The sequence below is a fragment of the Enterococcus sp. DIV0086 genome (assembly GCF_050498705.1).
Classification (GTDB): Bacteria; Bacillota; Bacilli; order Lactobacillales; family Enterococcaceae; genus Enterococcus; species Enterococcus faecalis.
The window spans coordinates 1,030,699-1,046,150 of sequence record NZ_JBNIDN010000001.1 but is presented as its reverse complement, the minus strand read 5'-3'; the positions used below and the strand labels follow the sequence as shown (position 1 = coordinate 1,046,150).

The following is a 15,452-nucleotide window of genomic DNA, read 5'->3' as shown; positions in this document are numbered from 1 at the left end:
AACATACTTTTATTGGGCATTCCAATTGAACTTTTTAGGCTACTAAAATATTTTAGCTTGATTGTAATTTTCATTCTTTTTGTAATGTACTTATACCCAAAGCTATTATCAGGTTTTAAAATAAATAAATTCAATATTACTTCGGCAATAGATGCAGAACTAGCTAAATCTACAGAAATCATTGCAAGTGAAGAGTTTGATTATTTAGAGTATTTGATATATTTGTTAAAAAGAGAGAAAAAGAATTTATTATTGATTATTGAAGATATTGATAGATATGAGAATTTAAAAATATTTCAACAACTTCGTGAAGTAAATAATTTACTCAATGGAAATGATGAAGAAAATTCATATAAGTTTATCTATGCAGTAGGAAACAGTTTATTCTCTGAGTACTCTAGGAACGATGAGGTAAACATTAGAAAAATATACCAATCGGATTTTAAAAGTCGAGTAACTAAATTTTTCGATTTTGTAGTAAACGTTACTCCAGTAATGGACAATCAAAATAGTTACGAATTTATAAAAAAACATTTCCCACATATTCTTGATAGCAACAACATGGTAGATGAAGATTTATTTATGATTTCTCAGTATATAAACTCACCTCGCATCTTAATTGATGTTGTTAATGACTATCAGATTATGAAAGATATGCACCATGAAAAAGAAGGTTTTCAAGATTTAAAACTGTTTTACTATGCCATTCTTAAAAGTAGATTCTACAATTTTTATGATTTGATTCATGAGATATTTGCAGATTTCGAGTCTATAGCGAGGCTATATGATAGAAATGAAGAGTATGAACTACTTGAAAACAATCGAAAAGATGAATTTCTCTCGCGTACCGTACTATTTGTGAAGAGAAAAAGTGAAAATTATGAAATAAACATCCAGATGCTTTCAAACGTATGGGAACGTATAAAAGATGAAGCTAATTTTTCTACTATAATTGAACTACACTCAACTTTGCAGGTATGTAGCAGTAGGTATGGTCTTACTGAAGTATATTTAAAAGAGGTTCTAGAACATTTTTCTGATCTTCAAATGGAATATCTTTTCTCTGCGGAGGAATATAGAAAACAAAGAGGAAGTAAATCCCCATCAACCTACAAAAGTGTTTCAGAAATTATTTCTTCATACTATCAGGAGAATAATAATCTCATTTTAAGAATTATCAAAGACGTTGAAAATGTTAGAGTATCGGATCCTAATAAACCAAACTTCTCAATTAAAGAATTCTTGGATATTGATTATATTCAACTGGGGATACGTGAAGGTATCTTAGATGTAAATGACTATAATATGTATATCTCAAGTAATTACCTTGAGGTTAACGATGCAATGTTTATTAAAAGTTTCAACCTATACGATGCTCAAACGAATTTTTTTACATTAGCACTGTATGATTTTGATACGATACTCTCAAAGATGAAGTTAGAAAAAATTGTTGAGTCTAATGGTTTGAACGTGTTTATGCTTGAATGGATGTATAATAAAGACTTACTTTCTGATAAAACTACTCAGTTAAAAATAAATGCAGTTAATCATCCGAGCTTTTTACAAACTTTTTTGGATTTTAATTTTGAAAATGGAATGGATAAACTCGATTTTATTCTAAAAAATATTAATGAATTAAAGAATAAAAAAGCCTTAGAAAAATTAATAAAATGGCTGAACCATAATTTTGAAAGTATTGAAAATGATACTATTGAAGATATATTAAAACAAATTTCGATAACAAATACTGTTCCTCTTGTGGGCACTGAATTCAAAGAATTCCTTTACCTGATATTGATAGAACAAAGCTTAGCTAATTTGTCGACATCATCAACGCTTAGCTATATATTAAATAAAGTTAAAATGGGATATAAAAGTTTGCTCAATCCTATTCTAAAGAAATATGAAGGGTTAATTTTTAGGAACGAAAATTTTGATAATCGTGAATGGTTGACCACTCTCAATAATGATATTAGTAGCTTCATTCCAATTTTTGATGATGAAAGTACTGATATAGTAAAACGATCTTATCAATTGATTGATGATATTAAAGTGGAAAAACTTTCAACTATTAGTGATTCAGATTTCTTAATGTTTATTTACGAACATAACTATTATGAATTTTCATATGAAAATATTACATTTCTTCGTCGAAAATTTGAGTCCCAATCTATAAATAAATATGAAGTATATATAGAATACCTCATACAAAATAGTACTAAACTAAGAGAATTTATCAAAGAAAATGGTGAATTATACCTAAATTTATCAAACAAATGGGATGAGGCCTTTTTGTTTAAATGGCTTAGAAGCTGTGATGAGAGTGAATTTGAAAATGTTATTCAATTTATTATTTTATTTAATCCAGTTATTTTCCCGTCATTAGAAGATTTGGAATTAAGTTTTGATAAAGTCAAGAGAATGTCCAAGCATGTTAAATTATATGAACATTCATATAAAAATATTCTTTTTGTTTATGAATCGCTTATCGAAGAAGGTGAGACACAATTTGAGCTGATTGATAGTATCTTCGGAAATGAAGAGTTTGATTTTGAAGTATTTTATAAAGATCAAAACTTATTTAACCAAAATGAAGAAATTGAATCAAAAATTTATATTGGAATTCTCCAAAATGATGCGATTCAAATCGAAATATTTGAAAAATATATAGCATTGTATGATGATCGGTTAGAAAGCATTGGGCATATTACCTCAAAAGAAAAACTCATTATCTTGTTTAAACATGATAAAGTTGAGTACTCTTTCAACAATATTTTATTATGCGATTCGGAAGTGCTTTTATATCTACTTGAAGAAAAGAAAAATGAAATTTATTCTGAGATGCTAGGTTGGAATACTGATGAAGTCGTTAAAATACTAAGAAAGATTGATGATGTTGAGAAACGGAGAGAAGGTATCTCATTATTATTAAATGATAGTAGAGCAGGAAAAGATTATTCAATAGATTTAATAGTTAATTACTTGAAAGCTTTAGATATTCAAATCTCAGTCAGTGAATTTGAAAATGAAGTTAGCAGGATGTTGAATGAGTTGAGATTCAATAAGAAAGAAGCCGAAAAAATTGTATCTCTAATTTCTAATCATAAGGGACAAAGAACCATTTCAGTGGACTTTTTGGCTATAGTAAAATTACTAAATGAAAAAAAACTTATCGAATATGAAATTAACTCCGATAAAGTTATAATCAAGTATAAAGTGCAATAAAGTATAATTTTAAAATTCTGCCAAAAAATTTTTGGCAGAATTTCTTTGAGTAAACATTTTAAGGTGTCCCATATCCCACAATATAAGGGCTATTTTTTTCATAACTTAGTTTAGCAATTTTGTCTCCTGAATTCCCCTCAATTGTGTGAACAACTTCATTTTCTACTTTCTCCACGATTCCTACATGGTCGCTGACAGAATCACCATCCCAATCAAAAAAGACGATATTGCCACTTTTAGGCAAACTTCCTTTCCCAAGCCATTGGTTTTTAGCTTTAAAATTTTCAATACCTGTTGGGCAATAAGCGAAACGTTCCATTTTGACACCAGCTTTTTCAGCATTATAACAAACAAAAATAGCACACCATTCAACACGTCCATTAAAGCCATACCATTGCCAATATTTCGTTCCACCCTCATGTGTTCCTTCATCCAATTCTTTAAGTGCTGCTTTTACAATAGCTGAATTCCCTTGGCTATTGTTGTTGGAAGTAGAAGTGATGTATTGCTTAACTATTTGAGCATAAAACATATTGCCATACGCATAACGATAATCATAGCCTAAGCTGATAGCTATAGGATTAGTGTAAGTGACTGTTTTTCCACCTGCTTGAGTTTTTGAGAATTGAATCGCATTATCCAGAGAATAACTTTTACCTGAGTGACTTAAGAAGCCACCTCCAAAGTTATAAGCTTGCACAATATTTAAAACATCGTAATCACGATGCTCTTTCCACATATCTGCAAAATATTTTACGCCAACCTCAATAGATTCGTTTGGATCTTGAATTGAATTTGGTGGCTTTCCTTGGCTTTCGGAACATTGCATGATATCGGGATATTTTTCTGAATTTCCACCTGATTCTGCCATAATGATTCCTAATAAATAAGGAATAGCTTCGGAAATTTCATTTTTAATTGCTTCCTTTGTGATTTTATCTTTCCAACGAAGCACTGCTTCTGGAAGGTTTTGTCCTTCTTCGGAGGCTGTGTTTGTAGTAGAAGAACTACTGCCAGCAACGAGCATAAAAAAAATGAAAAAGAAGCCCACAATAAGCAATGGAAATAACTTACGCATTTTCATAGGCTTGTTCCTCACTAAATTCTGGCGTAGTATAGGTTTCTTGCCTTAGATGACTGATTTCTTTTTCCAGTTGCTGAGCTTCTTGTTCTGTAACTGGAGAAGGGAGGTGAGGCTCTGTTTCTGATGAGTCGTCCTTTACATTGCTTGTTTCAATGATTGATTCAACAGGTATTTCTGTTTCTTCTGTCAACGCATTTGGGTTAAGCAAATTATCATCAACCTCTTCTGTAGGTAATGCGGTTTCAGTGAGTAATGGCTCTGTATTTGAGACAGAACCAGGAGTGTTCTCAACAGGATAGTTAAATGATTCTTTTGAGTCGTTTACATCAAAAGTATCTGTAGGGAGTGGTTCTTCTTTGGACTCCATTGATTGTTTATCAAAAGGCATTGTCGTTTGATGAAGAGAAGTTTCTTCCTCCCCAGCTTGCACTAATAAATTATCCTGTAGTTCATTTTGACGATAAGCGTGATCTAGCTCTATACCTGATCGAAGGTAATCATTTTCTGCGGTTTGTGTTTTATAGTCTTGTTCAGCATAGCGATTTTGCTGATCTTCTTTTTGTGCTCGTTGTTGTTGCCTTTCTTGAATAGCTTGTTTGGGATTGAAAGAAAAGTCTTTTAACGCTGCTTTACCTTTCGTCAATGAACGAACAATCTGACCTTTATTCTTCCAGATGAATAGTCCCAACAAAACTTTGACAAACAGTCCCACAATCATAGTAACAATGTTTGTGACAACAAAAAAGGAATCTAACAAATTTAAAATAGAGAACAAGAGACCAAAACCGAATCCAATCCCTATTTTTGAAGCAAACAGTGTCCCTAGTAACATGAAGCCATTTTTTAACAGATGGTGCATATTTGGAATCAAAGCTAAAAAGAGTAGTGAAGGAAAGAGAAAGAGGATGCCGTAAATTAATAGCTGGATTAAAATGTTTGCAACTCCGATAATTAGTACAGCCGTTCCAATCACGATTAGCATAATAAATGTATTTAATAAAACAGCAACTTTTTCGGTCATACGATCTGAGGTGAGATAAGAATTTTTTTCGGAGTCTTTTTTTATTTTATCAGCAATTTCATCTGTCTTTTTTTGGTCAAATGTTTCACCACTTTTAACAAGATAAGATTCAAATTGCTCTTTTGTTACGTCTGTTTTTCCAAAGTTTAGTAAAGCATAAGGTTTAATAACAAATTCATCAAAAATGAGATTTCGGATATTACTTGTTCCGTCTAGTTGTTGATTTGATCCAAGTAAATTTTCTGAGATATTGCCAGTGTTTTTCGTGAGACTGCCACTTGTTAAATCAACTAACTGTCCTTGAACATTTTGAGAGAGGGTATTCACTTCTTGAACTTTGTTGGCACCATCAGCAAAAAATGTCATACTGCCCACATAGATTAAGGTGAAAATACCAAAACGGATTAATGCCTTGCTGATTCCTTTTTCAAAAAAATCCTTCACTGAAATGACAATCACAAATGTAAAAAGGAGAATCCCTACAACACTGAATAATTTGTTGTAAATAGCACCAGTAGTGGAGAATAAATCTGGTAATACTCCTTCTAATAAATTTAAACTAAAGAGTTTGTCTATCACATAATCTAATGCCAGAACAAGGTATTTGATTAAGCCAAAGGCAATATTGAGCAACGCATTTAGCACACTTTGTAAATTTTCATTGATGCTAAACCAGCCGCCTTTTTCAAAAAAGGATTGGAAACTGTCAATATCAAATAAATCTTTTAGTAACATAGCAGCTCCTTTCTAAGCGCTAAAGGTCGTTTCCACATCTGCACTTGTATTTTTTTTGACCGTTTGCAGCATTTGATGGATTTCTTCATAAGGACAGTAGACAAGCATTTTGCCAACACGTCCTCGTAAATCTAAATAAAGGCAATGATATTTTGGTAGGTTTTTTAACCACTCAATATTCTCATTAGTGATTTCTAATCCTAAATGACGAAGAATATCTTCTCGTTCATCTTTGTCATCGTATGCAAAAATTCGTCCAAAGTTGCCTGTATCATCTTCTTCGGCTGTATCTTTAACCGATTGAGTGACAATAATCAGGGTATTGTTAAAACTTCGACCAACTCTGCGCATGGATTTGATAATCGCACGACCGTTTTTAGAAGAATTAAAAATCCAACTTTCATCAAATAGAACAACGGTGCTTTCTTCTCGGTCACGTAAGCCGAAAAGTTCACAGAATTTTCCAATAGACATCATCAACATGACCGATTTTCTTTGTGTAGCACTGTAATCACTGCTCAGTGTTTCTGCACGAGGCATTTCTAACCCCAAAACTTCTAAGATAGTCACCTTGTTCGTAAGATTTAGTCCTTCATTTTCGCCATAACTAAAAGCTAATTCTAAAATAGAACCTTGTACTGATTTCTTGATTAAACTGGCTGTATCTCGTACCTCCTCATGTGGACTTTCCAGCATGAAGTCAACTACATGAAGTAAGCCTATTCGTTCGCCTTGATCTCTTCTTGTTAATACAGTTTCGATTCCTTCTAGCATTGCCAATCTTGATTTTTTCTCTCTAGCACTAGTAAAATCATAAAGCTCTTCAAATAAGTCTTGCGCCATGTCTTTTGCAGCTACTCGATTAGGAATAAAACAGAAGGGGTCAAGAACGCCTTTGTTACTGGTTTTATTTGGATCAAGTCTCACTTGGTGGAAGTGCTGTTGAATGAAAGCACAAGTGTCGGGATACTTTTCTTGATAAAGCGGATGATTGATAACCTCCATAATCCAATCAAAGAACTCAGATTTAGGGTCAACGTATAATCCTTTTCCATTCATTAAAACTGAAAGGAAGAAAATAAACTTTGCTAAGTAGGATTTTCCGTTTCCAGTGGGTCCAGTGATGGCAATGTGTGGACTATTGGCTTTTTTATCGGCGATATCATTTTGGTTCCCGATAGATGGATTAAAGAAAATGGGTTTTCGGCTTGTTTTTGCCACTTCTTTTGGTGTTAAGTTTCGAGTGTTTTTCAATTCCGAGACCATACCAATAGGAATTCCTACGTTATCACCAATCCGATTTTCAACACTCAATAACATTTCACTGATGCCTTCGACTGTTGTATAGTGAAGCCAATTTTTTTCAGGACCTAGTTTGTTACCAGCTAAAAATTGATGGAAGAGAAACACTTGATCGGCTAAGCCTTTGACTATTTCAACATTTCGAGATTGGCATAAAGAAATGATGGTACGAATCCGACTGCGACATTCTTCTGGTGTTTGTCCAAAGACACCAAAAAGTCCCAGCCATTTAATGACAGGGACTCTTAAATCTATTTTATTGTTTAGGTCAGTCAAAGCATAACGGTTAAAGCGGCTGGATTTCATTTCGGAATCGCCCATAGAAACCGTTTCTTTTGCACTATTTTTTAATCGCTTGGCAGCACGAGAAGACTTTCCTTTTAATCCTCTACCACCTTTTAAGGGTTCAAAATGCCCTTTGAGTCGGAATTCTACTGGAAAGGGGAGACTTTGCACCACTTCTGCTATATGATTGAATGCCAAGTTGGGGGCGAATTTATGAATAGGAAGCAGAGCAATGTAGCTAGTTCCTTCTGAGCTTCTTAGCTTTAATAAGCCTTGTTCTTCTGTAGGATCAAGAATAGTATCTGTTAATGAATAGCTGCTGTTTTCTACAAAATCAAGATCAAAGGAAGTCTTCATTCCACGTACATAGGAATAACGACAGGCTTGTAGCACTTCTTGTTCAGTAAGTCTACGCCCATTAACCGTTCCAACAAGTTGAAAAATTTCTGATTCTATTGAACGGTATCGTTTTAAAAAATCTTCATCAACAGTTAGGTGATAGTGGTTCAGGGATAATAACTTTCCTGCGTAATAGTCAACGACTTCCATCGCTTTTCCTTTTACGGTTGTTGCAGAAGATAAACTAGAAAGTTTAACCCCAATATAAAATTTTTCTGTTGTGAGAACTCGAAGTTGAGTTTCTAATTCGGAAAGTGTTCGATCAACTAAACTATCACCCATTAATTTTGCTTGTTTATCAAAATTTTCGGAGAAAGCTGCTAGTCGCTCACTAAGATTGTAAGAATGCGGATTTAGAAATAGTTCAAAGTCCTCAAAACGGCGTAAGCTTTGTAAAAATTGATTCCATTTTTGTTTATGCTTTTCTTGAATTTCTTTATTTTGACCAATAACATAGTCGCTAGGACAAGTAAAATATGCCCAAACTTCATTTTCTGTAGTAAGCAATAAATTATGATAAACCTTATGAAATGGCTGTTTAAACTTCATTTTTTTCCACCTTTCTATAATAATCTAGTGATTCGTTTACGAACGGATTGCTTGATTAATGACTGATAGTGTTCCTTTAATTTAGGAATTTCTGACATCGGGATAACTCCGTCTGTAAATTGTCGAAAGAGTGTTTTCTTCATTAGCAATACTTCATCATCTGTTTCAAACAATTCATAGATACCTTCTTCTCTTGCCTTTAAGGATTCAAATTCATGGATTAGTTCTGGAACAACACTATCTTTTATTTCTTGTTTCAATTGGTCAACATCTAATGTATTCATTTTTGCTTCTCCTTCTTTTTTTGTGGAAAGCTGTTCAACAGTACAACGATTATAAATTACTTTTTCTTGTTTAAATGAGTGAAGTTGTTCATGATAAAGCGATCTATGCCAAAATGCAAAGGTCAGAAGATAGAGAATATAATCTTTCAAAAAAATATCCGCTCTCTTTCCATCTGGCTCAACTCGGTTAAATAGTTGTACTAACCCATAAGGAATCGCCAGAGAAATCATGACGACTAATTGATTCATTCCAAAAAATATCAAGAGAGCGCTAAACACAATCGTAAAACTGACTGTTGCAACAGTGAAGTCCTGTGCATAAACGACAAAAGGTAAGTGGACATTTTTGGCAATTTCTCTGATCATATAGGGCGCATTGAAGGGCTCTCTATAGTCTAATATCTGTTTTTCTATATTCATGACTATAACCCAAAGTAGCTTTTTAGATTAGAAAGTGAATTAAGAACGCCTGTAGGGTCTTTAATAACAGCGTAAATGATACCGCCAAAAAAGAGGATTGCAAAACCTTGAATCCATTTTGAATTTAGAAATTCTTTGATGACTAAATAAACAACAACTACCCCAAAAATTGGTGCAATCCAGTCATTCAAGATATAGTTACTGGCTTCTTTAGCATTTGCATCAGCATAAGCGACAGGAGATAGAGCGAAAAAGAATAAAAGGCTGCTGAATAGTGTTGTGAGTTTGACAGTTAGTAGTTGTCTTTGCTGAGGAGATCGGACAATTTTCTTTTGTTTCATTTAAATTCCTCCTAAATAATGATGAATGGTTTCAATAAAATAAGTGTTTTCTCGTTGCTTCAACAATAAAGTCATGGTTTCCTTGTGTCCTATTTTTGTTTCACCATCAATAACATCAAATGTAACAAAAGCAAAGAGTTGTTTGTCTTTGAAGAAGGGTTTAATTTGGCTATTGCTTATCTGATAATTACCTGTTAGAATTTCTGGTTCTTTCATCATAAATGCCATATCTTCCAATGAAGCAGATACATATTTATCAAGGAATGACTGGATGAAACTGATCACCGTTTTTTCTTCTTTGTTATTGACTTGTTGGTACTGAGAAATATCAGGCATTTTTGATTGCCCATTTTTTGAAGTTAGTGAAGGTTCAAGAGTAAAATATGGATAGGCAGTCACTTTAAACGATTGATTTTTTAATTGCACAAAAGGGATATTTAACAACACACGATTTTCAATTTTTTCGTAATCAATATATTTTTCTTTGATAACTACTTCTTTATCACCTTCCTTTTTCTTTACATCACGTTCTTTTGTAACTGGAGCATTGATTTCATAAGCAATACGGTATTGAGCCACTAATTGTCCATTTTCACTGATTAGATTATAAAAATCAGAAGAGAGTAGTTTTCGTTCAGTCCCTGTATTTTTTTCTTCTTCTAGAGTTATCATGAAATAGGTCTCTTGGAGTGAATTAAAACGTTTTTCAAATGCTTGCTGCTCGGTAGGAATAGTAATGTAAGCTGTGATGAAAGGTTGTAGAAACTGTTTATACAATTCTGATGCAACGGGTGTGTTTGTATTTTTTGCTAATTCTTTCTGAATCGTTTCGGTTAATGAGATTTGTTCTTTGCGAATAAGACTTTGCATTTGGGTAGATTTAACAAAGGCAAAGGGACCACTACTGATTAAAAAAAGCATTAGGATTAAAAAGAAGGTACGAGTCGTTCGGATACTAGCGGCTTTTTCTTCTTTTGGTAAAGCTGGGGGATGATTCTTTTTCTCTTTGATAAATTTCATTGAATTACTCCTTTGAGATTATTAAAAAAGGGAACCCCTTTAATAAATAAAGGAGTTCCTTTGCAGAAAGCTGAGTACCATAAATTTTTAAACGACTAGGCTGAGAACTAAATAGATAGGTAGCTTTGTAAAAATCATACGAATAACCAAGATAAACGCCGGAATCGCTATAATGCTCTAGTCCTTCAATATAAAGACTGGTGTGGTTAGAAAGAATTCGTTCAAAACAGACTTCTTTTTTAGGAATAAAAACCAGATTTTCTCGTTGAGTTAGTTTTTTTACAGTGAGAAATTGCCGAGCTTGTCTTTCAGGAATTTGTCCTCCTAAATAGAAAAAGCCATATTTTTTGAGTTCGTCTTTGAGATATTCCTGATTCATGACAATACCTCAATAATAGTATTGTCGTTTGCTTGATAGAGGCGTCCATCTTGGCGTAAATCTTCACCAATCCCCTCATAGTCAACATTCCACTTGATTAAATCAGGAACACCAGATAAATAGCCAAGATCATCCACTAATTGTTCTGCATAATCTTTATAGGAGTAACAGTCAGAGTAGACTTGAATTTCATCAATTTGTTCAAATGCATCTAAAATATCGTTGAAAAATCCGTATTCAACAAGTTCCCCTAAATAGTGAATTGCTGGATTTCCACTGTGTTCATCCAGTTGTTCTGCAACTTCATTCATTTCATTAAAATTTTCATAGTGAGAAAGGGTAAATGGTGCCATGTAGTCTGTTATTAAATGTTCCTGCCCATCGTCCAATTCAATTTTTTCTTTGATTTCTTCCCAATCAATAGGTAGTTCAAACCATCTCCCTTTATGGGTATGAAGATTTTCGATATATAATTCAATCATGTTTTTTCACCTCTCAATTAAATAAAAATTGTGCTAATAGTTGTTCTACTTCTTCTTGTGTAACAGTTACAGAAGATGAAGTAGTTGTTTGAGTTTCTTCTTGTATCAATAATTCTTTTATTGTTGTTGTAAGCATTGCCAGCTCTTCTTGATCTTTTTCTTTTAGCTCTGCTTGCTGAATTCTAGACATTAACTCGTTTTTGCCAAATGTTTGATCCATAATCCAAATTTTCTTTAGCGTAGGAGCAAGATAGTTTGAGAGCCAGCGTAACGCTTTATCATAATTTGGTTTTTCACCCTTCATGGTCAACCGTAATTCTTGCATGCTTTCAATGACCATGCGCCAATTTTGGCTGTAATGAGTGCGCAGTCCATTTGAGTCACAATCATATACTTTAATGGCAGTATCGATTAATTCTTTAACGATCCATTCAATTGTTTCTCCTGTAGAAAGTAAATACTCAACAAAGAGATAAGCTTTTTCGTCAGCTAAACGGATTTCATAACGATTTTTAATGCCATATTTTTGACGAGCCATTTCAACAGAGATTTCTTCTTTTTTTGCTAGTTCATAATCTTTTTGGTAAAAGTTTAAATAAAATGGGGACTGTCTGGAACCAAAGTAAAGAGAGAGTCCTTTGTTGAGCTGTTGTCCATTCTTCACAACAATTCCTCCTGTAAAATCAAAATTGCGAAAAGTGGTATCGACTAATCCTTGTTCAACTTTTTCTTTCAATTCAAATAAGTCATAATTGGGATAAAGAAGAGATAGATGTTCATCCAGAGCCAAATCAATTCGTGTAATTTTGGTGTCAATTATTAGACCTTCACCAAAAATATTCGATTGATAAAGCCGCCAAAAGAATGTCGTCCAAGTTTCTTCTTGTTCTTCTAGTACCAATTCATATTCTCGACAGCCTTGTCCACGCAGTTCAATCATCACTCCCATATCTAGGTTTTCTGGATTTGAGAAAACAAAGATGTCACTGAAACAATAGCTTTCGGTATAATGATTAAAGCCATAATTTTTGTAGATGAAGACATCTGGATTCATTTGTAATATCTTCTCAATTACTTGAGAAGGGGAGTGGATTTTGAATCGAACACGAAGAAAATCAATTTTTGCTTCCATGGGTAGAAAGCCACCGTCCAAATGGAATGTTTTGCGTATTTTTTCTATGGATTTTTTTGTGATCGTTCGTTTACCAGTTTCAATCATAGAGAGGTATGATTTACTCCAATCAAGCTTTTCGGCAAATTGCTGTTGTGTTAATTGAAGCCGCTTTCGTAAAATTTTTATTTCTTGATTATTCATGGGTCACCTGCCTTGTGTTCACAAAATAAATGAAAATTGTTTACAGCTTTGTTCTTAAAGAAAAGCTTTATTAATAAGGAATTTTGATAACCAATTTGTCTTTCTTGTAAAAAGTTACCCCCATGTTATTAAGCGGGGGTAACAGGTTAGAGCGAGCGCTGCTCGCCCTAACCACGCACAGTCATAGTCAGGAAACCTGCCTATTCCTTTTCGTTCTACCGCCACACACCAAAGTGTGCGGCTTTCACAAGGAAACCTTGTTCATAAAACGAAGCGATTCATATCAGCTTCTTCCATCCGCTGAGGCAACGCAAAAAGGACAACGAAAGATAAAACTTTTCCTTTCCCTTTTTTCATTGATATAGTGGGGTTTATCTCACTCTAATTTTTTTGTGAAAGACCAAAAGCTGAATGTGCTTCATTAATTTCCTCAGTAGTCATGTCCTGCAATAGTTCTTTTATATTTAATGTTTGCATAGTGCCTATCTGTTTAAGTTCTGCTAAAAAATCATATTTTTTCGGAACGAGTGGAGCGTAAAATTCTCTAGGAACACCAGAACCACTATCACAGTAGCCTCTGCCTTTCATTCGTTTATTGATGAACGCTTTTCCTTTTTGATCCGATCCAAACGTCATGTAATATCCTTGCTCTGATAGCTTTCCTAAGCTAACTCGAAATAAAAGATTATCACGTACACCGCCACCAAAGTTATCTGCATCAGGACGTTGGGTTGCTAAAATGAGAAAAACACCTGCTTGTCGTGCTTTTAGAACAAGTTCCTTTACATATCGCAGAATTTCATCCTGTTCTTTATAAGATAAGGTACCAAAAAAAGCCGCCCATTCATCAACAATAATGAAATAGGGAGGAATACCATAGTATGAAAAGTTTTTCCCTGTTGTATAGCTAGGAAGAGCCTTCATATAAACATAACGTCGATTCATTTCTTCTACAGCATTCTTTAAGCATTTCGTAATCCACTTTGTTCCGTAAAATACGTGGTTTTTAAATAGATGTAGACTTTCTAAATCTTTTAAATCTGCTTCTTTTGGATCACATACATCAACTGTTCCAACTTGAATGAGCGTATGAATTAAGGTGAGGAGAAAGTAAGACTTTCCGCCGCCAGTGCCGCCAGTTACTAACATGTGAGGCACTTCGGCATAGTCCCATATAACGCCATCCATGAGTTTGACTTGTCCATTTGTTACGATACAATCTTCAATTCCAATCCGCTTACTGATCACATCAATCATTAATAAATAGGTGGTGAAGCCCATTTCCTTTTGTTCTTCGATAAAGTCAGCAATGTACATTTCTTCAAAGGTCTTTGCAATTTTTTGAAAGCGATCATGCCATTTCATTCCATCTGTGGGAACCGTTAAATAAAGAATTTCCTTGGTATTGCGGTAATAGACTTTTGGAAAAATCATTTTTTCAGTTGGCTGTTCTTTTGATTTCCGTTCCTTCTTTTCATACAATCCATTACTTTTTAAGAGACGAGCTAACATTTGTCGTTGGTAAACTCGATAGAAGAAACCACCCTTTAAAAAGGAAAATCTACGAATCATGGACAAAAGTAACAACGGCAAGAAGAGTATTAAAAAAAGCCCTCCAATGGGAACTAAGAGGGCAAACCAATCAAATATTTGTCTTTGTTGCATTATCTGTATAAACGGATAGATAAAAAGGTAGCTATAGTAACCAGCAAATAATAGAAAAGGGAACCAAGCTAGTAGAAGGTAGGTACGATAAATAGATAGATGCAGAGGACGAATTCTACGCCCACGATAATGAAAGAATGTGTTCATAGTTGCCTCCATTCAATTAGTTTTTAGGATTTTGTTCTCCTTTAGGTTGCTTTACATTGGCTAATTCTACCTTTTTTAGGGATTCTGCTCGGATTTTGAAGGCTTGTTCTGACTGAATGGAATCATTATAACCAGTATAAGAAGAAAGCCAAGCAAGTGCAGTGACTTCTCCTGTAAGCTCTACTTCATCATCATAAGAGAATGCTGTAGTATCAACAGTTTCAGGAACAGTAATATCAATTTGGTCATTTTTAGCTTCGGAATAGACAGTAATGCGTTGTTCACGAACAAAATCTGTTCGGTTGCCTTCTGTATCTGTTTCATAAATTTTTTGGCTATTCAAATAGAATAATTTTCCAAATGTTCTTCGTGTATCAAAATCTTTTACAATATTGTCTTCAAATTTTAAACTCATCATTTTTCCCCTTTTCTAGTTTAATGTTAGTAGCTGTTTAGCAAAAATTTGTAATTCAAGTGAACGACTGGCTGTTCCAATATTATTTCGTTTGGCACCAGGGACAAGTGTAACTTCACGCAGCTCTACTTCTTTACGACCTTCAAAACGTAGGGAGTTTCGTAAATTTGGAACGATTATTTCAAAGTCAGGATGAAGCGCAGAGGAGGCTGTAAAAATGCGACAAGGGATTCGTTTCCCCTCAACATAAATTTCTCGTTCTTCTTTAACGGTTGCTTTGATTTTATTTCCTAATTGCTTGTCCTTTAAGACAATGCTTGTGACACGATTGGACATCTTTTTTCCTTCTTTCTTTTTTATAATAAAAAAGAGACATAGAACTGC

At 33.8% G+C, this 15,452-nt stretch carries 13 protein-coding genes; 1 reads left to right on the top strand and 12 read right to left on the bottom strand.

The features are described 5' to 3' along the window. The first annotated feature begins 12 nt into the window (after nt 1-12). Nucleotides 13-3,225 carry a hypothetical protein gene (locus tag IGI63_RS04880; protein WP_429975420.1) on the top strand — a complete coding sequence of 1,071 codons (3,213 nt, stop codon included), beginning with the start codon at nt 13-15 and terminating at the stop codon, nt 3,223-3,225. Nucleotides 3,226-3,283: 58 nt separating this feature from the next. Here IGI63_RS04880 and IGI63_RS04875 read toward each other — a convergent pair whose 3' ends face one another. The 12 genes from IGI63_RS04875 to IGI63_RS04820 all read right to left on the bottom strand — a co-directional run bounded on the left by IGI63_RS04875 (nt 3,284) and on the right by IGI63_RS04820 (nt 15,404). Continuing rightward, entirely contained in the window at nt 3,284-4,309 is a 1,026-nt protein-coding gene (locus IGI63_RS04875) for a lysozyme family protein (protein WP_429975419.1), read from the bottom strand. Beyond that, nucleotides 4,296-6,065 (bottom strand): CD3337/EF1877 family mobilome membrane protein, encoded by a 1,770-nt coding sequence (locus IGI63_RS04870; protein ID WP_429975418.1) that lies wholly within the window; start codon nt 6,063-6,065, stop codon nt 4,296-4,298. Before IGI63_RS04870 ends, IGI63_RS04875 begins: the two co-directional genes overlap by 14 nt. Before the next feature lie 12 nt (nt 6,066-6,077). Beyond that, nucleotides 6,078-8,600: an ATP-binding protein gene (locus IGI63_RS04865; protein WP_429975417.1), complete on the bottom strand. Its 2,523-nt coding sequence runs from the start codon at nt 8,598-8,600 to the stop codon at nt 6,078-6,080. A gap of 14 nt (nt 8,601-8,614) precedes the next feature. Next, a complete protein-coding gene (locus IGI63_RS04860; RefSeq protein WP_429975416.1) occupies nt 8,615-9,304 on the bottom strand; it encodes a TcpE family conjugal transfer membrane protein in 690 nt (229 codons plus the stop codon). Between the two features lie 2 nt (nt 9,305-9,306). Beyond that, nucleotides 9,307-9,645, bottom strand: a complete 339-nt coding sequence (locus tag IGI63_RS04855; RefSeq protein WP_142667489.1) for a TcpD family membrane protein — start codon at nt 9,643-9,645, stop codon at nt 9,307-9,309. Continuing rightward, nucleotides 9,646-10,665, bottom strand: a complete 1,020-nt coding sequence (locus IGI63_RS04850) for a conjugal transfer protein (protein ID WP_429975415.1) — start codon at nt 10,663-10,665, stop codon at nt 9,646-9,648. A gap of 4 nt (nt 10,666-10,669) precedes the next feature. Beyond that, complete coding sequence (locus tag IGI63_RS04845) at nt 10,670-11,044, bottom strand: hypothetical protein (RefSeq protein ID WP_429975414.1); 375 nt, start codon at nt 11,042-11,044, stop codon at nt 10,670-10,672. Beyond that, nucleotides 11,041-11,526, bottom strand: coding sequence for an antirestriction protein ArdA (locus IGI63_RS04840; protein ID WP_429975413.1), 486 nt, complete (start codon nt 11,524-11,526; stop codon nt 11,041-11,043). Before IGI63_RS04840 ends, IGI63_RS04845 begins: the two co-directional genes overlap by 4 nt. A gap of 13 nt (nt 11,527-11,539) precedes the next feature. Beyond that, nucleotides 11,540-12,841, bottom strand: coding sequence for a replication initiation factor domain-containing protein (locus IGI63_RS04835; RefSeq protein ID WP_429975412.1), 1,302 nt, complete (start codon nt 12,839-12,841; stop codon nt 11,540-11,542). Nucleotides 12,842-13,222: 381 nt separating this feature from the next. After that, nucleotides 13,223-14,653 (bottom strand): FtsK/SpoIIIE domain-containing protein, encoded by a 1,431-nt coding sequence (locus IGI63_RS04830; RefSeq protein ID WP_429975411.1) that lies wholly within the window; start codon nt 14,651-14,653, stop codon nt 13,223-13,225. Between the two features lie 16 nt (nt 14,654-14,669). After that, nucleotides 14,670-15,068 carry a DUF961 family protein gene (locus IGI63_RS04825; RefSeq protein ID WP_429975981.1) on the bottom strand — a complete coding sequence of 133 codons (399 nt, stop codon included), beginning with the start codon at nt 15,066-15,068 and terminating at the stop codon, nt 14,670-14,672. Between the two features lie 15 nt (nt 15,069-15,083). Next, on the bottom strand, nt 15,084-15,404 hold the full coding sequence (locus IGI63_RS04820; protein WP_429975410.1) for a hypothetical protein: 321 nt from the start codon (nt 15,402-15,404) through the stop codon (nt 15,084-15,086). Nucleotides 15,405-15,452: the final 48 nt, after the last annotated feature.

Excerpts from the sequence above, each read along its gene's own strand:
- IGI63_RS04850 (WP_429975415.1), bottom strand. The coding sequence starts at position 10,665 with ATGAAATTTATCAAAGAGAAAAAGAATCATCCCCCAGCTTTACCAAAA.
- IGI63_RS04840 (WP_429975413.1), bottom strand. The coding sequence starts at position 11,526 with ATGATTGAATTATATATCGAAAATCTTCATACCCATAAAGGGAGATGG.
- IGI63_RS04865 (WP_429975417.1), bottom strand. The coding sequence starts at position 8,600 with ATGAAGTTTAAACAGCCATTTCATAAGGTTTATCATAATTTATTGCTT.
- IGI63_RS04835 (WP_429975412.1), bottom strand. The coding sequence starts at position 12,841 with ATGAATAATCAAGAAATAAAAATTTTACGAAAGCGGCTTCAATTAACA.
- IGI63_RS04845 (WP_429975414.1), bottom strand. The coding sequence starts at position 11,044 with ATGAATCAGGAATATCTCAAAGACGAACTCAAAAAATATGGCTTTTTC.
- IGI63_RS04820 (WP_429975410.1), bottom strand. The coding sequence starts at position 15,404 with ATGTCCAATCGTGTCACAAGCATTGTCTTAAAGGACAAGCAATTAGGA.
- IGI63_RS04855 (WP_142667489.1), bottom strand. The coding sequence starts at position 9,645 with ATGAAACAAAAGAAAATTGTCCGATCTCCTCAGCAAAGACAACTACTA.
- IGI63_RS04830 (WP_429975411.1), bottom strand. The coding sequence starts at position 14,653 with ATGAACACATTCTTTCATTATCGTGGGCGTAGAATTCGTCCTCTGCAT.
- IGI63_RS04870 (WP_429975418.1), bottom strand. The coding sequence starts at position 6,065 with ATGTTACTAAAAGATTTATTTGATATTGACAGTTTCCAATCCTTTTTT.
- IGI63_RS04825 (WP_429975981.1), bottom strand. The coding sequence starts at position 15,068 with ATGAGTTTAAAATTTGAAGACAATATTGTAAAAGATTTTGATACACGA.
- IGI63_RS04875 (WP_429975419.1), bottom strand. The coding sequence starts at position 4,309 with ATGAAAATGCGTAAGTTATTTCCATTGCTTATTGTGGGCTTCTTTTTC.
- IGI63_RS04860 (WP_429975416.1), bottom strand. The coding sequence starts at position 9,304 with ATGAATATAGAAAAACAGATATTAGACTATAGAGAGCCCTTCAATGCG.